26 protein-coding genes are annotated in these 26,331 nt (G+C 63.1%); 7 read left to right on the forward strand and 19 right to left on the reverse strand.

What is annotated here, in order from left to right:
* Positions 1–162: 162 nt before the first annotated feature.
* The 8 genes from dedD to V8N38_RS17745 form a co-directional block, all read right to left on the reverse strand.
* Entirely contained in the window at positions 163–879 is a 717-nt protein-coding gene (gene dedD, locus V8N38_RS17710) for a cell division protein DedD (RefSeq protein ID WP_147840076.1), read from the reverse strand.
* On the reverse strand, positions 880–2,145 hold the full coding sequence (gene folC / locus V8N38_RS17715) for a bifunctional tetrahydrofolate synthase/dihydrofolate synthase (RefSeq protein WP_047730185.1): 1,266 nt from the start codon (positions 2,143–2,145) through the stop codon (positions 880–882).
* Positions 2,146–2,336: 191 nt separating this feature from the next.
* Positions 2,337–3,245 carry an acetyl-CoA carboxylase, carboxyltransferase subunit beta gene (accD, locus tag V8N38_RS17720; RefSeq protein WP_004936126.1) on the reverse strand — a complete coding sequence of 303 codons (909 nt, stop codon included), beginning with the start codon at positions 3,243–3,245 and terminating at the stop codon, positions 2,337–2,339.
* Between the two features lie 232 nt (positions 3,246–3,477).
* Positions 3,478–4,140, reverse strand: coding sequence for a DedA family protein (locus V8N38_RS17725; protein ID WP_019453745.1), 663 nt, complete (start codon positions 4,138–4,140; stop codon positions 3,478–3,480).
* 78 nt (positions 4,141–4,218) lie between these two features.
* Positions 4,219–5,040, reverse strand: a complete 822-nt coding sequence (truA, locus tag V8N38_RS17730; RefSeq protein WP_147840075.1) for a tRNA pseudouridine(38-40) synthase TruA — start codon at positions 5,038–5,040, stop codon at positions 4,219–4,221.
* Complete coding sequence (locus V8N38_RS17735) at positions 5,040–6,050, reverse strand: aspartate-semialdehyde dehydrogenase (RefSeq protein ID WP_060420019.1); 1,011 nt, start codon at positions 6,048–6,050, stop codon at positions 5,040–5,042. The genes truA and V8N38_RS17735 overlap by 1 nt, the downstream gene beginning before the upstream one ends.
* 110 nt (positions 6,051–6,160) lie before the next feature.
* Positions 6,161–7,282, reverse strand: a complete 1,122-nt coding sequence (gene pdxB / locus V8N38_RS17740) for a 4-phosphoerythronate dehydrogenase PdxB (RefSeq protein WP_147840074.1) — start codon at positions 7,280–7,282, stop codon at positions 6,161–6,163.
* A gap of 53 nt (positions 7,283–7,335) precedes the next feature.
* Positions 7,336–8,109 carry an AraC family transcriptional regulator gene (locus V8N38_RS17745; protein ID WP_038876456.1) on the reverse strand — a complete coding sequence of 258 codons (774 nt, stop codon included), beginning with the start codon at positions 8,107–8,109 and terminating at the stop codon, positions 7,336–7,338.
* Positions 8,110–8,226: 117 nt separating this feature from the next.
* Here V8N38_RS17745 and V8N38_RS17750 point away from each other — a divergent pair, with 117 nt between their 5' ends.
* The gene (locus tag V8N38_RS17750) at positions 8,227–9,147 is read left to right on the forward strand and encodes a DMT family transporter (protein WP_147840073.1); all 921 of its coding nucleotides are present in this window, start codon (positions 8,227–8,229) and stop codon (positions 9,145–9,147) included.
* Here V8N38_RS17750 and V8N38_RS17755 read toward each other — a convergent pair.
* The 3 genes from V8N38_RS17755 to V8N38_RS17765 all read right to left on the reverse strand — a co-directional run bounded on the left by V8N38_RS17755 (position 9,144) and on the right by V8N38_RS17765 (position 11,720).
* Positions 9,144–10,562 (reverse strand): sensor histidine kinase, encoded by a 1,419-nt coding sequence (locus tag V8N38_RS17755; RefSeq protein WP_087763413.1) that lies wholly within the window; start codon positions 10,560–10,562, stop codon positions 9,144–9,146. The genes V8N38_RS17750 and V8N38_RS17755 overlap by 4 nt on opposite strands.
* Entirely contained in the window at positions 10,549–11,223 is a 675-nt protein-coding gene (gene tctD / locus V8N38_RS17760; RefSeq protein WP_147840072.1) for a transcriptional regulator TctD, read from the reverse strand. Before tctD ends, V8N38_RS17755 begins: the two co-directional genes overlap by 14 nt.
* 167 nt (positions 11,224–11,390) lie before the next feature.
* Entirely contained in the window at positions 11,391–11,720 is a 330-nt protein-coding gene (locus tag V8N38_RS17765) for a hypothetical protein (RefSeq protein ID WP_141959821.1), read from the reverse strand.
* A 276-nt stretch (positions 11,721–11,996) separates the two neighbouring features.
* Here V8N38_RS17765 and V8N38_RS17770 point away from each other — a divergent pair, with 276 nt between their 5' ends.
* The 3 genes from V8N38_RS17770 to V8N38_RS17780 are packed head-to-tail and all read left to right on the forward strand — an operon-like array spanning position 11,997 to position 14,953.
* A complete protein-coding gene (locus V8N38_RS17770) occupies positions 11,997–12,977 on the forward strand; it encodes a Bug family tripartite tricarboxylate transporter substrate binding protein (protein WP_033635359.1) in 981 nt (326 codons plus the stop codon).
* 15 nt (positions 12,978–12,992) lie between these two features.
* Positions 12,993–13,424: a tripartite tricarboxylate transporter TctB family protein gene (locus tag V8N38_RS17775; RefSeq protein ID WP_049200155.1), complete on the forward strand. Its 432-nt coding sequence runs from the start codon at positions 12,993–12,995 to the stop codon at positions 13,422–13,424.
* An 11-nt stretch (positions 13,425–13,435) separates the two neighbouring features.
* A complete protein-coding gene (locus V8N38_RS17780; RefSeq protein ID WP_016926872.1) occupies positions 13,436–14,953 on the forward strand; it encodes a tripartite tricarboxylate transporter permease in 1,518 nt (505 codons plus the stop codon).
* Between the two features lie 34 nt (positions 14,954–14,987).
* Here the strand turns inward: V8N38_RS17780 and V8N38_RS17785 are convergent, their stop codons facing one another.
* Positions 14,988–15,617, reverse strand: a complete 630-nt coding sequence (locus tag V8N38_RS17785; RefSeq protein ID WP_060439345.1) for a CatB-related O-acetyltransferase — start codon at positions 15,615–15,617, stop codon at positions 14,988–14,990.
* Between the two features lie 155 nt (positions 15,618–15,772).
* Positions 15,773–16,768, reverse strand: a complete 996-nt coding sequence (locus tag V8N38_RS17790) for a DMT family transporter (protein ID WP_049200152.1) — start codon at positions 16,766–16,768, stop codon at positions 15,773–15,775.
* A 172-nt stretch (positions 16,769–16,940) separates the two neighbouring features.
* On the opposite strand from V8N38_RS17790, the gene V8N38_RS17795 reads away from it, so the two are divergent.
* Complete coding sequence (locus V8N38_RS17795) at positions 16,941–18,407, forward strand: PLP-dependent aminotransferase family protein (RefSeq protein ID WP_084827341.1); 1,467 nt, start codon at positions 16,941–16,943, stop codon at positions 18,405–18,407.
* Here V8N38_RS17795 and V8N38_RS17800 read toward each other — a convergent pair.
* From V8N38_RS17800 to V8N38_RS17815, 4 genes are read right to left on the reverse strand one after another with little or no spacing between them, the layout of a single operon-like run.
* Complete coding sequence (locus V8N38_RS17800) at positions 18,404–18,904, reverse strand: protein disulfide oxidoreductase (RefSeq protein WP_084827340.1); 501 nt, start codon at positions 18,902–18,904, stop codon at positions 18,404–18,406. The two genes, V8N38_RS17795 and V8N38_RS17800, sit on opposite strands and share 4 nt — an antisense overlap.
* Positions 18,897–19,613 carry a DsbA family protein gene (locus V8N38_RS17805; RefSeq protein WP_038876482.1) on the reverse strand — a complete coding sequence of 239 codons (717 nt, stop codon included), beginning with the start codon at positions 19,611–19,613 and terminating at the stop codon, positions 18,897–18,899. The genes V8N38_RS17800 and V8N38_RS17805 overlap by 8 nt, the downstream gene beginning before the upstream one ends.
* Positions 19,610–21,646 (reverse strand): protein-disulfide reductase DsbD family protein, encoded by a 2,037-nt coding sequence (locus tag V8N38_RS17810; RefSeq protein ID WP_147840071.1) that lies wholly within the window; start codon positions 21,644–21,646, stop codon positions 19,610–19,612. The genes V8N38_RS17805 and V8N38_RS17810 overlap by 4 nt, the downstream gene beginning before the upstream one ends.
* A gap of 49 nt (positions 21,647–21,695) precedes the next feature.
* Positions 21,696–22,058 carry a hypothetical protein gene (locus tag V8N38_RS17815; protein ID WP_047730175.1) on the reverse strand — a complete coding sequence of 121 codons (363 nt, stop codon included), beginning with the start codon at positions 22,056–22,058 and terminating at the stop codon, positions 21,696–21,698.
* A gap of 205 nt (positions 22,059–22,263) precedes the next feature.
* Between V8N38_RS17815 and flk the strand changes: the two genes are divergently transcribed.
* Positions 22,264–23,292, forward strand: a complete 1,029-nt coding sequence (gene flk / locus V8N38_RS17820) for a flagella biosynthesis regulator Flk (protein WP_089186249.1) — start codon at positions 22,264–22,266, stop codon at positions 23,290–23,292.
* 4 nt (positions 23,293–23,296) lie between these two features.
* Here the strand turns inward: flk and V8N38_RS17825 are convergent, their stop codons facing one another.
* A complete protein-coding gene (locus V8N38_RS17825) occupies positions 23,297–23,752 on the reverse strand; it encodes a rhodanese-like domain-containing protein (protein WP_147840070.1) in 456 nt (151 codons plus the stop codon).
* Positions 23,753–23,845: 93 nt separating this feature from the next.
* On the opposite strand from V8N38_RS17825, the gene V8N38_RS17830 reads away from it, so the two are divergent.
* Positions 23,846–25,279 carry a PLP-dependent aminotransferase family protein gene (locus V8N38_RS17830; RefSeq protein ID WP_187181556.1) on the forward strand — a complete coding sequence of 478 codons (1,434 nt, stop codon included), beginning with the start codon at positions 23,846–23,848 and terminating at the stop codon, positions 25,277–25,279.
* A 27-nt stretch (positions 25,280–25,306) separates the two neighbouring features.
* On the opposite strand, the gene V8N38_RS17835 is transcribed toward V8N38_RS17830, so the two are convergent.
* A complete protein-coding gene (locus V8N38_RS17835; RefSeq protein ID WP_147840068.1) occupies positions 25,307–26,203 on the reverse strand; it encodes an endonuclease/exonuclease/phosphatase family protein in 897 nt (298 codons plus the stop codon).
* Positions 26,204–26,331: the final 128 nt, after the last annotated feature.

The raw sequence follows: 26,331 nt of genomic DNA on the forward strand, positions 1-26,331 counted from the left end.
GTAGGGGATTTCCTACCACGTTACAAATAAAAAGCGGCGATCAAAAAATTCCCAATCGCCGCGCCTACATAGGTGATTTCGCCTGTAAAAGGCGCGGTTTTTCTCGCTTTCTCTCCACCACTCCTTAATTCAGGGGCGCATCGTGCTGCGCCCCCGCGGGGTTTAACGGCCGTACGGCTTCACCTGCCCGCTCAGCCCGCTGATCGAGTTCAGCGACGGCAGCGCCGCCTGCAGCTTCTGCTTGGAAGCGTCCGGGCCAACGTAGATGCGGGTGATCTGCCCCTGCACCGGCGTTGACGGCACGGTAAAGGCGCGATAGCCCGAGAGGCGCAGCGAGGCGACAATCTCGTTCGCCTTGGCGGCGTTTTTCAACGCCCCGAGCTGCACGACATAGGCTTGTCCAGCCGGCGCTTTTTCTTCCGCCGGTTTCGGCTGCGGTGCCGGTTCAGGCTTCGGCGTCGGTTCAGGTTTCGGTTCCGGCTTCGGCGCCGGCTTCGGCTTCACTTCTACCGGTTTGGTTTCTACCGGTTTCGGCTTGGGCTGCGGCACCGGTTGAGGACGCGTTTCGACCGGCGGCGGTGCCACCTGCGTCGGCTGCTGGGCAGTCTGCCGCGCCGCCTGTTGCGCCGCCGCTTCGTTGGCCGCCTGCTGCTCGACCAGCGCGCCCGCCCCTTCCGGCGGCTGTGCCGGCAGCGGCTGCGTCACCGGCGGCAGCACGTCGTTCTCTTCGACATCGCCCGCCTTCGGCACCAACGGAATGGCCGCGAATTCATCCTCGTAATGCTTCTTTTTGCCGTCCAGCAGCCCTGGCAGGATGATTACCCCCAGCGCCACCAGAATCACGGTTCCGACCAGTCGGTTCTGAAATTTACTCGCCACTCACACTCCCCGCATCTCGTCTAACGCCGCCATCACCTGCGCCACGGTGTGGAACGATCCACAGACGATCACAATATCCTGTTTATCAGCATCCTGCATAGCCTGCCGCCAGGCAGTTTCGACATCATTAAAGCGGCGCGGTTCCGTCAGATGTTGCGCCAGCTGTTCGACGCTGGCGCCACGCGGCCCGTCGAGCGGTGCGCAGTACCATTCATCCACCTGCTCGCTGAGGCAGGCCAGCGTGCCGGCGATGTCTTTGTCCGACAGCATGCCCACCACCGCGCGCACCTTGCCGCCGTCGCGCGGCAGTTTGGCCAGGCGCCCGGCCAGATAGCCGGCGGCGTGCGGGTTGTGCGCCACGTCGAGGATCAGCGTCGGCTCCCGCCGCACGATCTGGAAACGCCCCGGCAGCGTCGCCTGTTGCAGCCCGGTGAAGATCGCGCGTTCGTCGATTTCCAGCGGGGAGCAGTTCAGCGCCGCCAGCGCGGTAGCGGCGTTGGCCAGCGGTACGTTCGGCGTCGGCAGATCGGTCAGCAGCGTGTCGCCGCCCTGCCACTGCCAGCGATCGCCCTGCTCGCTGAAGCTCCAGGCTTCGCCGCGGCGATACAGCGGCGCGCCCAGCGTTTCGGCAACCTGACGAATGCTGTCCGGCATGTCGGGTTCGCCCACCACCGCCGGCTTGCCGCTGCGGAAAATGCCGGCCTTCTCGCGGCCGATGCTTTCGCGATCGTTGCCCAGCCAGTCGGTGTGATCGAGCGCGATGCTGGTGATCACCGCCACGCTCGGATCGACGATGTTGGTGGCGTCGAGACGCCCGCCCAGCCCCACTTCCAGGATCACCACGTCGAGCCGCGCCTGTTTGAACAGCTGCAGCGCCGACAGGGTGCCGAATTCGAAATAGGTCAGCGACGTTTCGCCGCGGCCGGCTTCAATGGCGGCGAACGAGCGGCTGTGCTCCGCTTCGCTCAGCTCTTCCCCCTGAATGCGCACGCGTTCGGTATAGCGCACCAGATGCGGCGAACTGTAGACGCCGACGCGCAGGCCGGCGGCCAGCAGAATGGCTTCGAGGGTACGACAGGTGGTGCCTTTGCCGTTGGTGCCGGCAACGGTGAACACCGTGGGAGCGGGGGTCAGTAAATCCAGATGCGCCGCGACGCGCTGTACGCGCTCAAGGCCGAGTTCGATCGCCTGGCTGTGCAGACGTTCCAGATAATAAAGCCACGAGCTCAATGGCGACGTGGCTTGGGGAATTTGGTGGTTTTGCATGAGTCCCATCACTGAACTTGGGTTCATTAATCCATCAGGGCACCACCCTCACCGCGGTAAAGGCGATGCGCTTCGTGACTGCCGCCAGCCTGCAAACCGCAGCGAGATGGGCTGCGGCCGGCAGGGAACGGGCATCAGCCGTCACTTAGCCACAAAGTGGCGGCTGAACCCGGGCGGGATCTGTCTTTGCCTCAGGCGTCGGCCTGCTGCTCCGGCTCAATGACCGGCGCGGCCTCATCGAAATGTGGCTGCGGCTGGTTGGTCAGCTTGGACAGAATGCTCGCCAACGTCTGGCGCATTTCCGGACGGCGAACGATCATGTCGATCGCGCCTTTTTCGATCAGGAACTCGCTGCGCTGGAAGCCCGGCGGCAATTTCTCGCGCACGGTCTGCTCGATGACGCGCGGGCCGGCAAAGCCGATCAGCGCTTTCGGCTCGGCGATGTTGATGTCGCCCAGCATCGCCAAGCTGGCAGAAACGCCGCCCATGGTCGGGTCGGTCAGCACGGAGATGTACGGCAAGCCGCGCTCCTGCATTTTGGCCAACGCCGCGCTGGTTTTCGCCATCTGCATCAGCGACATCAGCGCTTCCTGCATGCGCGCGCCGCCGCTGGCGGAGAAGCACACCAGCGGACAGTTGTCCTCCAGCGCCTGCTCAACCGCACGCACGAAGCGCGCGCCGACCACGGAAGACATCGAGCCGCCGATGAAGGCGAATTCGAAGGAGGCCGCGACGATCGGCATGCCGTACAGCGTGCCCTTCATCACCACCAGCGCGTCTTTCTCGCCGGTCGCTTTCTGTGCGGCGACCAGGCGATCTTTATAGCGCTTGGAATCCTTGAATTTCAGAACGTCTTTCGGCTCCAGATCGCTGCCCAGCTCCACTTCGCTGCCTTCGTCCAGCAGGGTATGCAGACGCGCGCGCGCGCCCATACGCATGTGGTGGTCGCACTTCGGACACACTTCCAGATTACGCTCCAGCTCGGCGCGGTAGAGAACCTGGCCGCAGCTGTCGCATTTGGTCCAGACCCCTTCAGGAATGCTCGCCTTACGGGTTTGTGTGATATTGCTCTTGTTAAGAATTCGTTCAATCCAGCTCATCGATGACCTTTCTGTTTGAACCTGGCACACGCCAGTCCGCTGTTCATGCTTTAACAATCCCCCCGAAAACACCCCAATGAAAAAATGCCCGTTCGCGGCGCGGCAAGCGCGGCGACTGAGGCATCGGCTTCAGGGTTGTTCGCAGGAACAGACCATAATGTCGCTCATTAAACCATATCGGCCCGACGCTGTGGACAAAAAACTGGTCGAACCGACAGGTTAAACAATGTTTTTACTGTTTTTGCTGGCGGGCGGCCGCGCGCTTGTGGCGCCAAATTTCAATCACGCCCGGCAGAATCGAAACGATGATGATCCCGACGATCAGCAGTTTCAGGTTCTCCTGCACCACCGGCAGATCGCCGAACAGGTAGCCAGCATAAGTGAAGAGCAGCACCCAAACCAGTGCGCCAATCACGTTGTAGGCGGCGAAGTGGCGATAGGACATATGCCCCATACCGGCGACGAACGGCGCAAAAGTACGCACGATCGGCACGAATCGCGCCAGAATAATCGTTTTCCCACCGTGTTTCTCATAGAACTGGTGCGTCTTGTCCAGATAGCTGCGGCGGAAAATTTTCGAATTCGGGTTGCTGAACAGCTTCTCGCCGAACAACCGCCCGATAGTGTAGTTCACCGCATCGCCGAGGATCGCCGCCACCACCATCAATGCCACCATGGTGTGCACGTTAAGATCGTTGGTCGGCAACGCCGCCAGCGCACCAGCGACAAACAGCAAAGAATCCCCCGGCAGGAACGGCGTCACCACCAGACCGGTTTCGCAAAACAGGATCAGGAACAGAATAGCGTAGACCCACATGCCGTATTGTGCGACCAGTTCGGCCAGGTGCACATCAATATGCAGAATGAAATCAATAATAAACTTGATGATGTCCATAAATTCTCTCATTGATGCCGGGTGTTTCAGTCACGCGGCAGAAGCACAAGGGAGCGACGCTTTCAGGCGTGCCGGCGTTTAATCGTCGGGCAAAAACAGCGGCCCCATCGGCGGCCGCGGTAGACCAAAGTGGTCAGGGTAATCCACGGCAACCAGATACAGCCCCTCGGCTCGCGCCGTCGCCGCCGCCAGGTTGCGATCTTTCAGCGCCAGCAACTCGGCCATCCAGTTCTCATCCTGATTGCCGCAGCCGATCTCCATCAGGCTGCCGACGATGTTGCGAACCATGTGATGCACGAAGGCATTCGCCTTGATATCTACCACAATATATTCGCCGTAGCGCGTAACCTTAACGTGTTTTACGCAGCGCCACGGGGTGCGCGACTGACATTGCACCGCGCGGAACGAAGTGAAGTCGTTTTCGCCCAGCAGCGCCTGCGCCGCCCGATGCATGCGATCGGCGTCCAGCGGGTGATAAAAGTGCGTCACCCCCTGTTGCAGCACCGCCGGCCGGTAGCGATGGTTGAAAATAATATAGCGGTAGCGGCGCGCGGTGGCGCTGAAACGCGCGTGAAAATCGTCGGTGACCGGGCTCACCCAACGCACCGCGATATCCGGCGGCAGATGGGTATTTACCCCCATCGTCCAGGCGGCGTCCTTGCGGCGCGCGGTGGTTTCGAAATGCACCACCTGCCCGGTGGCGTGCACCCCGGCGTCGGTACGCCCGGCGCACAGCACGCTAATCGGCGCATCCGCCACCTTGCTCAACGCCTGCTCCAGGCGTTGCTGCACGCTGGCCACTTCTTGCTGCCGCTGCCAACCGTAGTACCGGCTGCCGTCATATTCGATGCCCAGCGCAATTTTCAGCGTTGGCTGAACGGGCGAGACCACCTCAGACATCAGTACATCTGCTCCTGCACCAAACGCTCGGCGGTTTCAATAGCCATCAATGCGCCGCCGAAGCGCACATTGTCCGCCACCGTCCAGAACTGCAACAGCTCGGGGATGCCGTAATCGTTACGCAGACAACCGATGCTGAGCGCATCGCTGCCGGAGGCGTCGGTGACCTGAGTCGGGTAATCGTCCTCTTCGCTCAGTTGAATGTCCTCGATCTCTTCGAGCTCGCTGCGCGCCTCTTCGGCGGACAGCGGGCGCAGCGCTTCCAGGTGCACCACCTGCGCGTGGCCGTAAAACACCGGCGACTGAACGCAGCTCACCGAAATCGGCAGCCCTTCATCCTGCAGCACCTTGCGCACCTGATCGACGATCAGGCGTTCTTCGCGCACGCTACCCTGCTCGTCGGCAATCAGCGGCAACAGGTTGAACGCCAGCTGCTTGCCGAAAACGCCTTCCTCGGCCGGAATGCCGTTCAGCAGGCGCGCGCTCTGGCCGGCCAAATCGTCCACCGCCACCTTGCCGCGCGACGATACCGACATCAGCGTGGTGACGTGCAGACGCGACAGCCCCGCCTGTTCGGTCAGCGGCTTGATCGCCGTCAGCAGCTGGCTGACCATGCTGTCGGCCACCGCCACGATATTGCGGTTGCGGTAATCCGCCAGCACCTGCGGGTTAACGCCCGGCACCACCAGCGGCACATCCGGCTCCATGGCGAACAGGCCGCTGGTGTCGATCACCAGGCAGCCCATGTTGCCGGCTTCTTCGGCATAGCGCGCGGACGCTTCGCTGCCGGCGACGAAGAAGGCCAGCTGCGCCTGTGACCAGTCGAACTCTTCGGCGTTTTGCACCAGAAGAGACTTGCCGTTGAAGCGCACATTGGCGCCCGCGCTGCGTTCGCTTGCCAGAGGATAGAGCTCACCCACCGGGAACTGGCGTTCCTGCAACAATTCCAGCAACGCTTCACCTACCGCGCCAGTGGCGCCGAGCAGCGCGATATTCCAGCCGTCAGACATCGGGTTTTCTCCAGAGTATTTCATTCATAAAAGCAGACGGGCAGTGCAATCACCGCCCGATAATCTTTGCCGCTCACTGTAGCGGCGTTGGCTTAAGACAACCTTACGCGCTATGCCACGCTGAAGCCCAGCTTGCCGAGCAGCTCGGCGCTGGCGCTGTCATCGCATTGCACGGCCAGCGACGACCACTCGCGGCGTTCCTGATAGTGCTTGCGCAGGCGATCGAATTCGCCCGGTTGCCCGGCGACTTTGCGCAGCGGCGCATCATCGCGGCGCACATCATACACCAAGTGCATCAATCGTTTTAACCGCGCTTCATCCAGCGGCCCGTTGAGGCGGATCTGGCTGAACTCCGGCACCGGCAGCAGCGAGGCCAGCGCCACCTGCTGCGGCTGCCCCAGATGGCGGCTGAACGCTTCGAACACCTGAGTGGTGCCGCGCGCCTTGCCTTCCAGCGTATACCCGGCGATGTGCGCAGTGCCGATATCCACCCGCGCCAGCAGCGGCAAGGAGAGATCCGGCTCCGGTTCCCACACGTCCAGCACCGTGCTCAGCTTTTTGCCCTTTTCCAGCGCCTGCAACAACGCGGCGTTATCCACCACCGGCCCACGGCAGGCGTTGATCAGAATGCGGTTGTCCGGCAGCGCCGCCAACAGATCGGCGTCCGCCAGATGCAGCGAATGGTATGGGCCGGATTTATTCAGCGGCGTATGGAAGGTCAGCACGTCGGCCTCGGCCACCAGCTTCTCCAGCGGCCAAAACTCCCCGGCGTCGCCGCGATCGGCACGCGGCGGATCGCACAGCAGCGTGCGCACGCCCAGCGCTTTGAGGCGCGCGTCCAGGCGGGAACCGACGTTGCCCACGCCGATGATGCCGACGGTTTTATCCCGCAGATGGAAGCCATCGCGTTCGGCCAGCAGCATCAAGGCAGAGAACACATACTCGACCACCGCAATGGCGTTGCAGCCCGGCGCGGCGGAAAAGCCGATGCCCTGCCGTTGCAGCCAGGCGTCATCGACGTGATCGGTGCCGGCGGTGGCGGTACCGACAAAGCCGATGCGGCTGCCGGCCAGCAACGCTTCATTGACCTTGGTGACCGAACGCACCATCAGCGCATCGGCATCCGCCAGCGCCTCACGCGGGATCGGGCGGCCCGGCACTGCCTGCACGTCGCCCAGGCGGCTGAACAGCTTGGCCGCGTACGGCATATTTTCATCAACCAGAATTTTCACTGCGTTCTCCGACGGTTTACGGCTATTTGTCTGCGAAATAGTGTGCCACTGAATCAGGCACGGCGAAAGCGCTCAGGGGTGGTGCCGGCGATCTGCTGGAACATGACGATAAACGCCGACGCGGAGCTGTAGCCGACGTCCAGCGCCACGTCCTGCACGGTCTTGCCCTGCTCGAGCAGCGACACGGCATGCAGGAAACGCAGGCGCTGGCGCCATTCGCTGAACGACATGCCCAGATCCTGCTGGCAGCGGCGCGACAGCGTGCGCTCAGTGGTGTAGACCCGAGCCGCCCACGCCGCCAGCGAGGTGTTGTCCGCCGGGCAGTGCTCCAGCGCTTCCAGCACCGGCGCCAAAAATTTGTCGTCCGACGACGGCAGATAGGTTTGCTGGCGCGGCGACAGGCGCAGCTGATCGATCAGCACCTGGCACAGGCGCAAATCCTCTTCCGTTTGCGGAATGTACTGCTTGCGCGCATAGAAATCCTCGGCGATGGCGCGGAATATCGGCGTCACGCTCACCAGGCAAGGGTCGGCCGGCATGCCGGCACACAGCGCCGGCGTGATGTCCACCATGCGGCACTGCGCCAGCCGCTGGTTATAGCAGGAGTGTTCGATGCCGGCCGGCGCCCACAGCACGAACTCCGGCGGCGCCAGAAAGCGCTGCCCGCCGATGCGCAGCACCATCACCCCGGCTTTGACCCACATCAACTGGCCCCAGGTGTGGCTGTGCGGCTGGAATTCGGTGCGCGCGTTGAACTCCTCGCAGCGGAACTGCACCGGCTTCGGTGCCGGGATCAGCGACTCGGGGAAATGGCGGATTTCTGGCATGGTTTCGTCCCGTGATTTGTCTTGTTTACGCCGATTTTTGTCTGGATATCGCTATATATGATAAACCGGACACGCGTAGACTAGCCAGCATGTTGGACGTTATTGAGAATAATTATCATGAATATGCTTTTCCCGCTGTTGGCCGTGCTGATTTGGTCGATTAACGCCGTCGTCAGCAAACTCTCCGCCACCGCCATCGATCCGGCGGCCATCTCGCTCTACCGCTGGCTGCTGGCGTTGATTGCCCTGACGCCGTTCGTGCTGCCGGGCGTGCTGCGCAACTGGGCGCAGGTGCGCGCCAACTGGTGGAAATTGATGATCCTCGGTTTGCTGGGCATGGTGCTGTACCAAAGCCTGGCGTATTACGCCGCACACAGCGTCAGCGCGCTGTTTATGGGCATCATCGTATCGCTGATCCCGCTGCTGACCATCCTGATCAGCATCGTACTGCTGCGCATTGCGCCAACCGTCGGCGTGCTGCTCGGCAGCATACTCTCCTTCTGCGGCCTGATCTGGCTGGTCAGCGGCGGTCAGCCCGGCGTGCTGCTGCAGCACGGTATCGGCAAGGGGGAATTGATGATGCTGCTCGCCACCGCCTCTTACGCGCTGTATGGCGTGTTGACCAAACGCTGGGCCATCGCGCTGCCGAACTGGCAATCGCTGTACGTGCAGATCTTGTTCGGCGTGCTGTTGCTGCTGCCTAATTTCCTGATGGCGCAGGATGTCGGCTTGAACGGCCATAACCTGCCGCTGGTGCTGTTCGCCGGCATTCCGGCTTCGATTATCGCTCCGTTCCTGTGGATCCAGGGCGTGATGCGCCTGGGCGCCAATACCGCCTCGATCTTTATGAACCTGGCGCCGGTGTTTACCGCCGCTATCGCCGTGCTGTTCCTGCATGAGCAGCTGCACGGTTACCACCTGATCGGCGGCGGCATCACCCTGCTGGGCGTTATTCTGTCGCAGCGGCTGCGCACGCCGCTGACGCGTAAAGCCAAGGCCCCGGCGGACGACGTCGAATCCTGCAAAGAACAGGCTTAAGGCAGCAGCCTGAAACGCACCCGCACCAACAGGCCGCCCAGAGCGGCGGAGCTCAGCAGCTCCGGGCGGGTGCCGTGATACGCGGTGATGTCCTTCACCAGCGCCAGCCCCAGGCCGGCGCCCGGCTGATCGCCCACGTTGTCCAGCCGATGAAACGGCTGCAGCGCCAGCGCCTTGTCCTGCAAGGCGATGCCGGGGCCGCTGTCTTCAATCTCCAGCACGCCTTCCCCTGCCGCCTGATCCTGAGTGAGGCGCGCGGTCACCACGCCCTGACGCGGCGTGTATTTCAGCGCGTTGTCCAGCAGGTTGGCGCACAGTTCGGCCAACAGCAGCGGTTCCCCCGCCACCTGGCACGCCGCCTCGCCTTCAAACCCGAGATCGATCTGTTTACTGCGCGCCTGCGGCAAGCGGGAAAAACAGGCGTCGCGCAGCACCTGCGCCAGATTGACCGGCTGCAGCTGGCGCTCGGCCCGGTGCTCGCTGGCCTTCAGGCGTGAGAGATGCAGCAGGCGGTCGGTCAGCGCCACGGTATTATCCAGCGTCGCGCTCATCGCCTGCAGGCTTTCGCGCCACTGCTGCGGCCGGTCGCTGGCCAGCGCTACCCCAACCTGAGTCTTCAACACCGCCAGCGGCGTGCGCAGTTGGTGCGAAGCATCGGCGCTGAAACGCTCCTGGCGCGCCACCATCAGCCGCAGCCGTTCGATATAGCGATTGAACGCCACCAGCAGCGGCTGCATCTCCGACCACGGCAATACCCGCGGCAGGGGCGTCAGCTCGCCCGGATCGCGCCGCAGCATGATGCCGGAGAGCTTGCGCATCGGCTTCAACACCCGCTTGAGCAGCGCGAACGCCAGAATCAGGGTCAACACCACCACCGTGCCCTGGCTCAACAGCGCCGCGATCATCATCTGTCGCGCCAGGTAACGGCGCGACTCCAGGGTTTCCGCCACCAGAATGGTCGCCATGCCGCTCACGCCCGACTCGTTGATCGGTTGAAACAGCGCCGCCACGCGGATCGCCCGGCCTAGGTATTCCGCATCGTAAAAATGCACCAGCGCCGGGTAGAGCGTGGAACGCGGGATATGGGGCGGCAACGACGGCAAATCGTCATAGCCCGAAATGCTTTTCCCCTGCGGCGAGATCACCTCGTAATAGAGCTGATCGTTCATGTTGCGCTCGAAGCTGTCGAGCACCACATAGGGCACATCAACCGCCAGCTTGCCGTCGCGCACCACCAGCCGCTCCGCCACGGTGCGCGCCGACGCCAGCAGCGTGCGATCGTAAGCCAGGGTGGCGGCGCTCATGGCGCTGAAATAGTGGGTGTAGATCGAGATGCCGCCCAACGCCACCAGCGGCAGGCCAAAAAACAGCAGCAGTTGATAGAACAACGAACGCGGCGCGTTAAACCACCGCATTGCACCGCTCCAGGCTGTAACCCAGACCGCGCAGCGTGATGATTGCCACGTCGCTGCCCTGCAGCTTTTTCCGCAAACGGTGTACGTAAAGCTCGATGCTCTCCTGATTGGCCTCGTCGGACAGCGTAAACACCTGCTCGAACAGCTGCTGCTTGGCCACCGGGCGGCCGCGGCGGTGCATCAACGCGGTCAACACCGCCAGTTCGCGCGGCGTCAGCGCCAGCGGCTTGCCTTCCAGCAGGAAATAGCCTTCGTCGTGATAGGTCAACGCGCCATACTGTAACGCCGGCTGCGCGGCGCCGACGCTGCGGCGCAGCAGCGCCCGAATGCGCGCTTCCAGCTCGTCCAGTTCGAACGGCTTGGTGAGGTAATCGTCCGCCCCCAGATTCAGGCCCTTCACCCGATCGGCCACGTCGGTGCGCGCCGTCAGCAGCAGCACCGGCAGATCCTGCCCGCGCTTGCGCAGGCGCGCCAGCAAATCCAGGCCGTTCAAACGCGGCAGCGCCACATCCAACACCGCCAGCGCATAGCGTTCGTTGAGCAACAGATGATCGGCCGCCACGCCGTCCGGGGCGACGTCGACGGCAAAGCCGGCGCCGGTCAGCGCCTTTTGCAACCAGTGAGACAGCTCGGGGTGATCTTCAACCAATAACAGTCGCATGTTTCCATTCCATTGATTTACCTGAACAACCTGACGCCGATAGCGCGCTTGTTAACAGATCGATAACAGAGAATGGCATGGAAAATAAGGGGATAAAAGAGCGCCGCGCCGCCAGTTTTGGGAGCTGGCACACAATTATGCATATGGAGCGCGATCGCAGGCCGGTATCAGATCAGCGGAATCGGGCTGTCGGCAACGGCAATGCCCAGCACCGGGCGCAGCTTGTCGGCGGTAAACGGTGAAGAAACCAGCACGGAGCGATTGTTGGCGGCAAACACCAGATCGATGCCGGTCACGCAGGCGGTCATCTGGCAGGCATACTTTTCACCGTCGGCATTGACGAAATGCAGCTCAAATACGCCAATATCGGCGCGCAGCCGCTTTAAACGACACTGCCCGGTTTCACCGGTCATCTCTGCATAGACCTCCGGCAGCCGTTTAATCGCGCACACTTTGGCGCTGTCCCTGCCACCAAACAATTTCCCTAACGAAAACATATTACTGCGTCTCTATTCATTTCATTGCTCATGATTCTATCGCTAAAGCAGAACCGCAAACCTGATATTACGCAGGATTTTGGCCGGTTTTGCCCCCTGTTCTTCTCTTCCTTTCTATGGTAGCGCACCCGCTCTTTGCTCGCGACAAGCGACCCCAATCACAGACTGGAAACTTTTCCGGCCGCTGAAAGGTAAATGAAAGGTTGTTGTTTTAACAATCCTGCAACCGCACCCGGCGGGATTTCACAACCAGAACAATACCGAGGGCAAGTCACAATGAAAAAAATAATGACCCGTACCTTTACCGCCGCCGCCCTGCTGCTGGCGGCCAATCAGGCCTTTGCCGTGGAAGCGCCCAAACGCACCGAATGCATCGCGCCGGCCAAGCCCGGCGGCGGCTTCGATCTGACCTGCAAGCTGATTCAGGTGTCGCTGCAGGACACCAAGGCCATCGATAAGCCGATGCGCGTCACCTATATGCCCGGCGGCGTCGGCGCAGTGGCCTATAACGCCATCGTCGCGCAGCGCCCGGCGGAGTTCGGCACCGTGGTGGCCTTCTCCGGCGGCTCGCTGCTCAATCTGGCCCAGGGCAAGTTCGGCCGCTATAACGTGGACGACGTGAAATGGCTGGCGGCGGTCGGTACCGACTACGGCATGATCGCGGTGCGCGCCGACTCGCCTTACAAAACCCTGAAAGATCTGATGGACGCCTTCCAAAAAGATCCCAACAGCGTGGTGTTCGGCGCCGGCGCCTCCATCGGCAGCCAGGACTGGATGAAAACCGCGCTGCTGGCGCGCGAAGTCGGCGTGGATCCGCGCAAGATGCGCTATGTGGCATTCGAAGGCGGCGGCGAGCCGGTCACCGCGCTGCTCGGCAACCATATCCAGGCGGTCTCCGGTGACCTGAGCGAGATGGTGCCTTATCTGCAGGGCGACAAGATCCGCGTGCTGGCGGTGTATGCCGAGCAACGTCTGCCGGGCCAGCTGGCCGACATTCCCACCGCCAAAGAGCAGGGATACAGCCTGGTGTGGCCGATCATTCGCGGCTTCTACGTCGGGCCGAAAGTCAGCGATGAAGAGTATCAGTGGTGGATCGACACCTTCCAGAAAATGATGGCGACCGACGAATTCAAGCAACAGCGCGATCTGCGCGGCCTGTTCGAATTCAACATGACCGGCAAAGAGCTGGACGCCTACGTGAAGAATCAGGTTGCCCAATACCGTGAGCAGGCAAAAGTGTTCGGCCTGGCCAAATAACCGCAGGGGAAAACCATGAGCGATCGTATTTTTGCCGGCTTCTGGCTGCTGCTGTGTATCGGCGGGCTGTTCATCGGCTGGGGCATCCAAAGCGAATACAGCTATGAACCGCTGGGGCCGCGCCCGTTCCCGCTGGCGATCCTCAGCCTGATGGCGCTGTGCGCGGCCCTGCTGTTGCTGCGCCGCCCGCAGGCGGTGGAGTGGCCGCACAACAAGGTGCTGCAGCGGCTGCTGGTGCTGGTGATCACCCTGGTGCTGTATGCCTGGGGCTTTGAATGGCTGGGCTTCCCGCTGGCGACCGCGCTGCTGACGTTCAGCATCGGCCTGCTATTTCAAGCCAGCCTGCCGGCGGCGGCCATTTCCGGCGTCGTCATGGGCGCAGCGCTGTATTACGCCTTTGACCGACTTCTCGATGTCACACTGCCGCTCGGCGCCTGGCTGAGCTAACGGGAGCGATGATGGATACCTGGATGTATTTGACCCAAGGGTTCGAAGTGGCGCTGGTGCCGCAGAACCTGATTATCGCCCTGATCGGCTGCTTCGTCGGCACCATCGTCGGCCTGCTGCCGGGCCTCGGGCCGATCAACGGCGTGGCGATCCTGCTGCCGCTGGCGTTTGCCCTCAAGCTGCCGGCCGAATCGGCGCTGATCCTGCTGGCGACGGTGTATATCGGCTGCGAGTACGGCGGACGCATCTCGTCGATTCTGCTTAACGTACCGGGCGACGCGGCGGCGATCATGACCGCGCTGGACGGCTACCCGATGGCGCAGCAGGGGCGCGCCGGCGTGGCGTTGTCCATCTCGGCGGTCAGTTCGTTCGTCGGATCGATGATCGCCATCGGCGGCATCATCCTGTTCGCGCCGCTGCTGGCCCGCTGGTCACTGGCCTTCGGCCCGGCGGAATATTTCGCCCTGATGGTGTTCGCCATCGCCTGCCTCGGCAGCATGATGAGCCAAAACCCGCTGAAATCGCTGCTGGCGGCGCTGATCGGCCTGGGGCTGGCGACGGTGGGCGTCGACGCCAACACCGGCGTTTACCGCTTTACCTTCGACAGCGTGCACCTCTCCGACGGCGTGCAGTTTATCGTGGTGGTGATCGGCCTGTTCTCGGTCAGCGAAATCCTGCTGATGCTGGAAAGCACCAGCGCCGGGCAAAAGCTGGTGCGTAAAACCGGCCGGTTGCTGTTCAACCGCAAAGAGGCGGCGCAGTGCGCAGGCCCAACCCTGCGCTCGTCGGTGATCGGCTTCTTCGTCGGCATTCTGCCAGGTGCCGGCGCCACTATCGCCAGTGCGCTGACCTACATGACCGAGAAGAAAATCAGCGGCAACAGCGACACCTTCGGCAAGGGCGACATCCGCGGCGTAGCGGCGCCGGAAGCGGCCAACAACGCCTCGGCCTGCGGTTCGTTCATTCCGATGCTGACGCTGGGGGTGCCGGGTTCCGGCACCACGGCGGTGATGATGGGTGCGCTGACGCTGTACAACATCACCCCCGGCCCGGCAATGTTCACCGAACAGCCGGACATCGTCTGGGGGCTGATCGCCGCGCTGCTGATCGCCAACGTCATTTTGCTGATCATGAACCTGCCGCTGGTCGGCCTGTTCACCCGCATGCTGACCATCCCGCTGTGGTTCCTGGTGCCGGCGATCGCCGCGGTGTCGGCGGTGGGGGTTTATGCGGTGCACAGCACCACCTTCGACCTGCTGCTGATGGTCGGGTTGGGCGTGTTCGGCTACATCCTGCGCAAAATGCACTTCCCGATGTCGCCGCTGATTCTGGGCTTCGTGCTGGGTGAGATGCTGGAGCAGAATCTGCGTCGCGCGCTGTCGATCAGCAACGGCGAGTTCGGCATTCTGTGGAGCAGCAGCATCGCGCAAACGCTGCTGGTGCTGGCGGTTGCGGTACTGGCGCTGCCGCCGCTGCTGCGCCTGATGCGCAAACGCCGCCAACCGGCGGCCGAGGCCAAAGCCGAGTAACGCGAAACGGGCGGGGATCCCCCGCCCGTTGTGTTTAACGGCGTAGGGCCGCAATTCCCCTTTCCAACGCCTCGATATCGTCATCGGCGAGCAGGGGCTGAATCACCGCAAAGTCCGCCTCGGACAAGTCATAGAGGCGCAAGGCAAGCAACCGCGCGATGACCTCCGGCGCGAACCGCCAACGGATAAACCGCGCGGGGTTACCGCCGACGATGGCATAAGGCTCAACATCGCCGGCCACCACGCTGCCGGCGGCGACGATCGCCCCTTCGCCTATCGATACCCCTGGCATCAACATCGCCCGCATGCCGATCCAGCAACCGTCGCCCAGCCGGGTGTCGCCTTTGGGGCGGTACGCCCGTTTGATGGTTGCCATAAACGGATACAGGCTCAGCCAGTCGATACGATGGGTGTGGTTGCCGCCCATCAGGATCACTGTTTCGGCCGCGATGCACACATAATCGCCGATCAGCAAGCGATCTATGTCACCCAGCGGCTGCCATTGCCGGCTGACCGCGTCGCCGTGCAGATAGCGCACCACCGAGCGCTCGAAGCCGTTATCCCAGCAGTCGCTGTAGTAGCTGTGGGTGCCTTTGATGATGATATTCGGGTTGGTCACCGTCTGATGCAGCAGCTCGGTTTTGGACCAGTGTTTTTCGGACATGGCGTATTCTCTTGTTACGGGAATAAAAGCCACGGAACGGAATGTCTGTGGCCGTGTTGTCGTTCACTCAACACGGCCATTCAAGCGATAAGCGCTCGTTTCAATCTCGGGTTATTCATCTTACGGCCTCTCTTGCGAGGCGTAATGGTAGCCGATCACGCCTCGGCGGTCTTGCTTTTCAGCAGCAGCACCCCGCCCATCACCAGCGCGCTGCCCAGCAGTTGCAGCTGATTCATGCTCTCCCCCAGCAGGAAATAGGCGATCACCGCGGTGAACACCAGTTCCAGCGACAGGATCAGGTTGGCCACCGCCAGCGGCAGCGTTTTCAGGCTGATATTGTACAGCCCGAAGCCCAGCAGCGTCGGCCCGGCGGCCAGCGCCAGCAGCAACAGCCAGCCGCTCCACTGGATGCCCTGTGCGCCGTGCGACAGGAACCACAGAGAGCCGGCCATGCCGTGGAACGCCGCCAGCGGGAACGCCGTCAGCGCCGCGTTGAACACCAGCTGGTACAGCGCCGAAAAACCGAACACGTACAGGATGGTGTTCCACACCGGATAGCCGCGTTCGCTGGCCACCCGCCCGCCGAGGGTATACAGGGTATAACCGATGCCCGACAGCATCCCGACCAGCAGCCCCAGCAGATCGAAGTGGCTGTTCCCCATGCTGTCGCCGTTGCTGACCAGGAAGCAACCGCCCAGGCTGATGGCGATCACCAGCAATTGGCGCAGCGTCAGGCGTTCGCTGTACATCACCCAGCCGAGGAACACGGTAAAGCCCACCGAGCAGTAGGTCAGAATGGTCGCCACCGACGCGCCGTTCAGCGCCACCGACAGCGTCCACAGGCTGTTGAACAGCGCCAGCAGCAGCCCGTAAAGCGCGTAGAACACCACCTGTTCACGGCGCAGGCGCGCCCACTGCGGTTTCACCAGCAACAGCAGCGGCAACAGCACCAGCGCCACCAGCGCCGCGCGCCAGAACGCCAGCACGAAGGTCGGCAGGTGATAGTACTCGGTCAGCGCGCGGATGATGATGGCGGTAAAGGCCAGCAGCATGGCGCTGATAATGGCGATGACGTAACCCTGGTGGCTGCCCTGAAAGAGGCGCGCACCGGGCAGCGCCGGCCGGGCGGAAACGCCTGACGGTAATGACATGAGATCCTCGGAGAAATGGCGACGTAAATGCTCAGGCGGACAGTGTAACGCGGCCATTTTTTCTCACTATAGCCACTTTACGGCGTTGTCATGCAGGCCACTTTTCTGCGCTTGAAGCCCTGTCGACATGGGGTATAGTAAAAATCACTCTCCATAACCGGGCCAATTTCGCATGCATATCCCGTTGGATCGCGAGCAGGACGTTCCGCTCTATTTACAAATCGAAGAAGCGCTGCGGCGCGCCATCCTCACCGGCGTGTTCGTCGATGGTGACAAACTGCCCTCGACGCGCACGCTGGCGGCCGAACTGGCGGTCAGCCGTTTAACGGTGGATAACGCCTACGCCGAACTGGCGGCCAAGGGCTTTTTGCATCAGCGGCGCGGCAGCGGCGCCTATGTCGCGCACCCGCAGGCGCAGGCGCGCCCGGCCCGGCCGAGCAGCGATGCTCCATTCCCGCTGGAGAGCTTCACCACCCTCACCTCGCGGCTGGACGGCTACGCCGACGCCCCGCTGCCGGAGGGGCTGATCAACTTCGCCGCCGGCGTCGGCAGCCCTAAGGTGTTTCCGCTGGAGGCGTTTCGCAAAGTGCTGCTGTCGGTGCTCAGCCGCCATGCGGAAGAGGCCTTCAGCTACGGCGAATACTGCGGCTACTACCCGCTGCGCGATACGCTGAGCCGCATTCTCAGCGCGCAGGGCATCCCCACGCAGGCGGAACAGGTGCTGATCACCAACGGCTCGCAGCACGCCATCAGTCTGGTGGTGCAAAGCCTGCTGGCGCCGGGCGATACGGTGATCGTCGAAGAGCCGACCTACGCCGAAGCGCTGGGCCTGCTGCGCCAGCACCGCATCAATATCGTCACCGTACCGGGCGACCGCCACGGCATGCGGGTGGATTTGTTGCCGGAGTTGTTGGAACGCCACCGCCCCAAACTGATCTACACCATCCCCAATTTCCACAACCCGACCGGCCGCTGCCTGAGCGAGGCGCGGCGGCGACGCCTGCTGACTGTCGCCCAACAGGCCGGCGTGGTGATCCTGGAGGACGACTTCGTCGGCGATCTGCGTTATCAGGGCAAACAGCTGCCGTCGCTGCGCGCGCTGGCGCAGCCGGGCGCGGTGATCTACGTCAGCACCTTCTCCAAAATGCTGCTGCCCAGCATGCGCATCGGCTATCTGGTGGCGGACAGCGAACACTATCAGCGTTTCGCCAGGCTGAAACACGTCGACAGCTTCACCAGTTCCAGCCTGATCCAGCGGGCGCTGGACGCGTTCGTCACCGTCGGCCGTTACGACAAGCAGCTGCGGCGCGCCGGGCGCGTCTACCGCCGCCATCTGGAGGTGATGATTGATGCCTTGCAACGGCGGCTGCCGCCGGGGTGCCGCTTCGAAACGCCGCAGGGGGGCTTATTTATCTGGCTGACGCTGCCGGCGACGGTGACCACCACCGAACTGATGCCGGTCGCCTGGCGGCACGGCGTAACCTTCGCACGCGGCGAATGCTTTTATGCGCAGGAACAGCTGGGCGCGCACGGCCTGCGGCTGAACTTCGCCGCCAACTCGCCGCCGCAGATTGAAGAAGGTATCGCCCGGCTGTGCCGGGCGATTGAGGAGGTGATAACGGAGAAAAGCGCCGGTTAGACGGCGGCCCACCACAGCCGCAGCTTCATCCCCCAGTAGCTGGTCCAGCCGGTGGTGCTCTGCACCACCTTGCCCTGCGAGACCACCACGAAGGTCGGCGTCACGCCAATCTGCCACTGCGCCGAGAGCGTACCGGCCGGATCGTTGACCACCGGCAGCGCCAGCCGTTTGCGCGCCAGCCAGTGTTTCACCTGGGTATCGTCGCCCGAGCGCAGCGCGACGGTCAGCACGTTGCCGCCCGCCGCCTGCAAACGGGCGACGTCCGGCGTAGTGAAGCGGCAGACGCCACACCAGCTGGCCCAGAAGTAAACCAGCAGCGGCCGCTCATGGCTGAGCTGCGCCAACGACACGCGCTCGCCGTCCAGCATGGTCAGGGTCTGAGCATCGAAGGCCGGCGGCGCCTGCGGCGCGTTCAGCCAATCCATCACCGTCACCACCGCCAGCGCGATCAGCGCCAGCAGCAGCAACTCGCGCCCCCAGCGCTTGAGCTTAGCCATGGTTGGCCTTCGCCAGCTGCTGCTTCACCATCGCTTCCAGCTCTTCATACGACACCGCCCCCGGCAGCATCCGATCGCCGATCAGCGTCGCCGGCGTCCCCTGCACGCCCAGTTGTTCCGCCAGCTCCATATTGGTGCGCAGCGTGGTCATGCTCTGTTCGCTGGGCGCCACCGCCTTGACGCCGGTTTTCTCTTGCGCGGCGGCGATGCTGGCGTTGTCGTGGAAGCCCTTTTTCGCCATCAGCCGCTGGTGCAGGGCCCAGAATTGATCCGGGTGCTGTTGCCAGGTGGTGAGCGCCACGCGCGCCGAACTGACCGAGCTTTCGCCCTTGAACGGCAGCAGCTTCACCACCAGCGCCACGTCCGGGTATTGCTTGACGATCTTCTCCAGCATCGGATCAAAACGCTTGCAGTACGGGCAGTTATAGTCGGTAAAGGTCACCAGCGTCAGTTTGGCGTTGGCGGCGCCGAGGCGCGGGCTGGCCGGATCCTGGTACAGCGTTTTGGCGTTCTGCTTGATAGCCTGGCTGATTTGCTGGCCGGCGGTTTGCTGCTGCCAGGCGTCCACCGCCTGCGCCAGAATGTCCGGGTTGGACACCAACGTTTCGCGGATCATCTCTTTGATACGCGCCTCTTGTGCCGGGGTGAAAGGCTCGGCGGCCCACACCGGGGCGGCGATGATCATCAGTAAAATCAGTAGCTTTTTCATTGTTCGGTTCCTTTGGCATGGGAAAGCGTTTGCAGCACGGCGTCACGGGTCAACAGCGGGGATAACACCTCGCCGTCCGGGCTGCCGGGGCCATAGATTTGGTTGAAAGGCACGGCGACGCTGCCGCGCTTTTGCAGGAAGGCGCTGATGTCGGCCGACGGGCGGCTCCAGTCGCCGCGCAGCGCAACCACGTCGTCGGCGCTCAGCGCGCGCTGTACGTCATCGCGCAGCAGCACATTGAATTTATTGGCTTTACAGGTCACGCACCAGTCTGCGGTCACGTCGACGAACACCCGCTTATGCTGGGCCAGCGCCTCGGTAATCGCTTGCTCGCTCAGCGGTTGCCACTGCACCCGATCCTGCAACGGCTGGCGCCACAGGCCGGCGGTCAGCGATCCGGCCAGCAAGGCCACGCCCGCCAGCACCAACGTGCCCGCCGCCAGCTTGGCCGCCAACCGTGCGCCCTGCTGACGCCACACCGCCAGCAGCAACGCCAGCAGCGCCAACGCCCCCAGCCACAGCGTGGCCTGCACGCCGATATGATTGCTCAGCAGGCTCAGCAGCCACAGCGACGACGCCAGCATCAGCAACCCCATCGCCAGCTTGACGGTATTCATCCAGCGACCGGGGCGCGGCAAGCGCAGCGCCAGCGATGGCCAGGCGGCGATCAGCAGCCACGGCAGACTCATGCCAATGCCGAGCGCGATGAACATGCCCCACAGCACCGGCAGCGACGCCGCCAGCGCGAAGGCCACCGCCGTGCCGAGAAACGGCGCCGAGCACGGCGTCGCCAGCAGCGTGGCAAACGCGCCCTGCCAGAAATGGCCGCTCAGACCGTGCCCATTATGGGTCGCCAGCGACGTATTCAGATCGGACGAGAGGCGCAGTTGGAACAGGCCAAACAGGTTGGCGCTGAACAGCAGCGTCACCAGCACCATAAAACCGATAAACCACGGATTCTGGAACTGAATACCCCAGCCGAGCGCATGGTTGCCGAGCCGCAGCAGCGTCATCAGCAAGGCCAACGCCATAAACGAGGCGACGATACCTAACGACGACGCCAGGAACTGCAAACGCACGCTGCGCCGATCGCGCCGTTCCACCTGCAGGATGGAGCCGAGCTTGATGCCCAGCACCGGCAGTACGCATGGCATCAGGTTGAGGATCAACCCGCCCGCCAGCGCCATCAATACCGCCTGCCATAGCGGGAATGCCGCACCGGCGGGCGCGGCCAGCGGATCGCCAATCGGCAGCGTAATCTGCTGCGCCATGCCGCCGTCGTCGATCACCAGCGTCAGCGTTTTGCCGCGCAGATCCGGCGCCGCATCGCCCCAGCCATCGCTGACCGGCACTCGCGCCAGCAGCTGAGCGCCGTCGGTCTCAACCTGCGGCTTGCCGAGATCGGCATCCGCCAGCGTATCGAAGAACAGCGCGGGCTGCTGCCAACCGGCGGCGCGCTCGGCGGAAATCTGCAGCTCGCCGTTGCGGTAACCGGCCTTGACGCCCTCCGCCACCCCGGCGGCGATCGGCACCTGTCCCATCGCCTGCGCGAAGTCGTGGTTAAACTGCGGATCGTTCGGCGTCGTCAGATCCAGGCTGAACGGGTAGTCGGTCAGAATGCAGACGTTACTGCAGGTGGATAGCGTCAGGGTGCCCGCCAGCGGGCCGGATACCTGGCCTGACATCACGATCGGCAGCGTGACCCGATCGTGATAGCCCTGGGTGGAAATGCCGGCCACCTCGAAACGCTGCGGCGTCGGCCAGTGCCAGGTCGCCGGCGGCGGGTTGCCCTGCCAGACGATAGCCGGCGCGATGCCGCCTTCGCCTGGGGAACGCCAGTAGGTTTTCCAGCCCTTTTGCAGCTCGACCGACAGCAGCAGGCGGGTCTCCCCCGGCTGTGACGTGTCGGCACGCAGCCGCACCTTGGCATGATCGTTGGCCGGGTTTTGCAGCCAGCCGCTGTCCGCCGCCTGCAAGGCAGGCAGCCACAGCATAAACAGGCAAGCGCAGGCCAGCCTGATAATTTTCAACATGTTAATTCTCCATAAATGATTAATTCACCGCGAAAAACGGGCGATTAACTCATTCACGGAAAACGCATAATCGAAGGTGCACCCTGAGGGTGGGCGGTGAAATGGCGCGAGGAGGAGGAATACGCAGGCGCGCGGCAATGGTCGGCGCCAACAGCGCCAGCAGCAGGCCCAGCCCGAACAGTACGGTTTCGAACATCACCGGCGGCGCGGCCAGCAATGACTTGGCGCTCAGTTCACAGGGCGTCGGCTGCGCTTCGGCGGCGGTGTCACTGGACTGAACGGCGGTGGCGGCCGGGATCCCCAGCGTTTGCTGCAGCGCATGCAGGCCCGCCATGCGCTGGGTCATGCACGTCAGCACCACCAGGCAAGCCAGGCATAAAAACCATTTTGCAATCCGCTGCCGTTTAACCATGCCATCCTCATGTTCGGGTCTGGGGTTATCTTAGCGACGCGGGCGCGATTAGCAACGTTTTGTCGGTAAAGAAATGTCTGAGCGGCGGTATTGATGGCGGCGATTTACAGGTATCATAGAGAGTAAGCCTGCGCTTTTCGCCGGGTACGATGATGATTCTCTCCTCCAGGCATTCTGCGGGGATACACAGCGAAGGACTGGTGATATGCAACCTTTGAGTGGGCCGGGCACCCCAATCGCCGGCGAACGCCCTCCCTCCCCGGGCAAAACGGCGGCCACTGACGATCAACCCCTTTCTCCGGCACAGCGCACGACGCTGGAAAAGCTGATCGTGAAAATCATGACGCTCAGCCCGGCAAAATCGGCGGAGATCTGGGCGACTCTGCGCCACGAGCTCGGCGCCGACAACGGCGGTGAACTGCTGGCGCGCCATTTTCAACCGGCGGAACAGCTGCTGCAAACGCGCCTGACGCAGGCGCAGCAAAACCACGCCGGGCGCCAGCTGTTGCAACAGCTGGCCGAATTGCTGCCGCAGGGCAACAACCGCCAGGCGGTCAGCGACTTTATTCGCCAGCAGTTCGGCCACACGGTACTGAGCCAGCTGAGCCCACCACAGCTGCAGCAGGTGCTGAATCTGTTGCAGACCGGCGGCCTGACCATTCCTCAGCCGCAGCAAACCGCCACCAGCGATCGCCCGCTGCTGCCCGCAGAGCATCAGAGCCTGCAGCAGCAGGTCACCAAACTTAGCGCGGCCACCGGCGAAGCGCCGGCTAAAATCTGGCAAACGCTGTTTGATCTGGCGGGCGTGAAAACCAACGATCCGCTCCCGGCGCGCCACTTCCAGCTGTTAAACCAATTCTTGCAAGTGAAGGTGGCCCTCAGCCCGCAGAGCGCACCGACGCTGAACAATCTGCTGGCGGCACTCAAGCAGCCGGCGGACGAGCAAGAGCTGCAGCAGATGAACGACTATTGCCAGGCGCGCTTCAACTGCGGTGCCAATGCGCCGCTGACGCATCCGCAAATGAGCGACGCCATTCATCAACTGTTTGCCCGCCGCCTGGAAAAAGCCGGCCAGGCTCAGGCTATCGTCAGCCACCCTGTCGATCCGCAGCCGTTGCTCAACCCGCTGATCGCCGCCCTGCCGCTGCCGCTGCAAAAAGCGCTCAGCAAACCCGCCGTCGCGCTGATCCTGCTGCTGTTGGCGCTGGCGATCGTGCTGGCGCTGGTGTTTTAACGCCTCAGGCGCAGCCGCAGTCCGCAACAGCCGCCCGATCGCGCAACGATCCCGGCTGTTCGCCGATGGCCAACGGATGGCCGTCGCGCAGCCAGAAGTCCAGCCCGCCGATCAGCTCCTTCACCCGGAATCCCAGCTTCGCCAGCTTGTAAGCGCCCTTGGTGGAACCGTTGCAGCCGATGCCGTCGCAGTAGGTCACATACACTTTTTCGCGATCCAGCTGCGCCGTGCCGGCTTCATCCATCAGGCGATGCGGCAAACTGAGCGCACCGGGAATATGCCCGGCGGCGTACATCGCCTCCGCGCGGGTGTCGATCACCACCATCCCCTCCACGCCATTGCGCAGATCCTCCGCCACGTCCCAGGCATCCGCATAGCGGCTCAGTTTGGCCGCCAGGTAGGGCAGGCTCTCTTCCGGCGCCGCCGGAGGAAAAGCCAGCACTAATGATTCTTTCGACATACCACTCACTCCCGTGTATCAAGACAGATGACAATAGTGCCCCATTTTGGTCTTATGATTGATACCCATTTCCCAACTGTGATAAGACCCATTATGCGGCACTCGCTGGTCACGTTGTTTCAGCAATCGCCCCACACCGCCGGCACGCTGCGCGATCGCCTGTGCGGCGCATTGCGGCAGGCCATCCACCAAGGGGCATTGAGCGTGGGGCAACGCCTGCCTTCCAGCCGGGTGCTGGCCAGCGATCTGGGCCTCTCGCGGGTGACCGTCGAAGCGGCCTACGGTCAGTTGGAGGCGGAGGGATACCTGCAGCGCCGCGTCGGCCAGGGCACCTTTGTGGCGATTATCATCGCCAAATCACCGCCGCCGGCGACCGCTGCCGGCATACCGCGCCTTTCGCAGCGCGGCCAACAGATCGTACAAACCGGCAGCTGCCGCGATCCGCAGCAGCCACGGGCGTTTGCCGCCGGCTCGCCGGATCTGCGTGCGTTTCCGCTGGCCTTGTGGAAGCAGCTGACCGCACAGCGCCTGCGGCTACAGGGAGAAAGCCTGCTGCGCTACGGTGACCCGCAGGGCTATTTGCCGCTGCGTGAAGCGATTGCCGCCCACGTCAATCAAACGCGCGGCGTGATCTGCGATGCACGGCAGGTTATCGTGCTGACCAGTTCGCAGCAGGCGCTGCAGCTGATCGCCACGCTGCTGCTGGACAGCGGCGACAGCGTCTGGATGGAAGAACCGGGTTACACCGGGGCAAGAAACGCCTTTATCAGCGCCGGAGCCGCCCTGACGCCGGTCGCGGTGGACGGCGACGGCCTGCGCGCTGACCCCTCCTTGCCCGACCCTCGTTTGATTTATCTGACGCCCTCGCACCAATACCCAACCGGCGCAGCGCTCAGCCTGGCACGCCGGTTGGCGCTGCTGGCGCTGGCGGACAGGCAGCAGGCCTGGATCGTCGAGGACGATTACGACAGCGAGTTTCATTACGACGGCCTGCCGATACCGGCGATGCAGGGCCTGGATCGCCGTGGCCAGGTGCTGTACCTCGGCACCTTCTCCAAATCGCTGTTCCCTTCGCTGCGGTTGGCGTACCTGATCGTCCCGCCCACGCTGGTTGACGCGTTCGTCACCGCGCGCACGGTGTATGACGGCCACAGCGCGCAGCTGATGCAGGCGGTCACCGCCGAATTCATCCGCCAGGGGCACTTTGCCGCGCATATCCGCTACATGCGCCAGCTCTACCGTAGCCGGCGCGATGTGTTGCTGGCGGAAGTTCGCGAAAAACTCGGCCACTTCGCCACGCCCGCTCCCGCCGCCGGCGGCCTGCAGCTCAGCGTCTGGCTGCCGCCCGGCCAGGAGGCGGCGCTCAGCCGACAGGCGCAGCGGCTCGGCATCCTCACGCCCCGGCTGACGGCACAATACCAGACGGCGCAGGCGCAGCGCGACGGCTGGCTGCTGGGCTTTTCGGCCCTGACGCCGGGCGAGATCCGCAGCGCCGTCGAGCGGCTGGCGCAGATCGCCGTGGCTTAGCCCGGCCCCAACGGAATGCCGACCGGCTTATTGCTCGGTCAGGCGCATTTCCGCCACCAGTGGCAGGTGGTCGCTCACCGCCGGCCAATGCACGCCGTTCCAGTCGCCGCTGGCGTTCGGTACCGTCAGGCTGTCCAGATGCCAGCGCTGCGCGTTGCCGGTGAAGAGGTAATCCACCTTGATCTCGGCGTTTTCCGCCGGCCAGCTGCGGCCATCCTGCCCGTTAGGCATGATGTCGTTCCAATAGCGGCTCAATTCCAGCCAGGTCACGCTGCCCGGCACATCGTTCATGTCGCCGAACAGCAGCTTGATACCGCGCACTTCGATGGTGCGATCGTTCAGCTCCCGCACCTGATCCAGGCGCATTGTCGGGTCTTCCTTGGTATCGAGGTGGGTGTTGAACAGGGTGATCGGCGCCGGGAACTCCGGCACGTCGACCTTGACGCTGAAGGCGATGCGCTGTTCGCGCTGGCCGGACGGCAGCGGATAGATCACGGCGTCGTGCAGCGGATACCTGGAGAGAAAAGCCAGGCCATATTCACCGCCGTCGAAGTCGATCGCCCGGCCGAACACCGCCTGCATGCCGGTCAGCTTCGCCAGCTCCGCCGCCTGATCGACGCGGCCGCTGCGGGCGGTAAGCTTATCCACCTCTTGCAGCGCCACCACGTCGACGTTCATCGCGCGAATCGCCTTGGCGATGGCGGTCATGTCGCTGACCTTGCCGGCGGCGATATTGAAGCTGGCGACGCGGATCTTCGGCGCCTGTTCCAGTTCGTAGGTTTTGTTTTTCAGGCCGCCCAGCGCGCTGGCCACTTCGCGGCTGTTGGCGTTGCTGTTGGCATGTCCGGTGTCGGCAGAGGACCAGGCGCTGGGAGAGAGGCCAAGGGACAGTAAGGTGATAAGCAGAGCGTGACCGGTGTGCATGAATTCTCCTTGAGGAACAGATAAGTGTTATGCGGGCGCTTCCCGGCCCACAGCTAACATCGATTTTGCCGCAGAAACCTGCGACGATTTCCTAGTTTCACCGCTATTTTTTGTTTCTGCGCGATGCT

This window comes from Serratia nevei (assembly GCF_037948395.1).
GTDB classification, from domain to species: Bacteria; Pseudomonadota; Gammaproteobacteria; order Enterobacterales; family Enterobacteriaceae; genus Serratia; species Serratia nevei.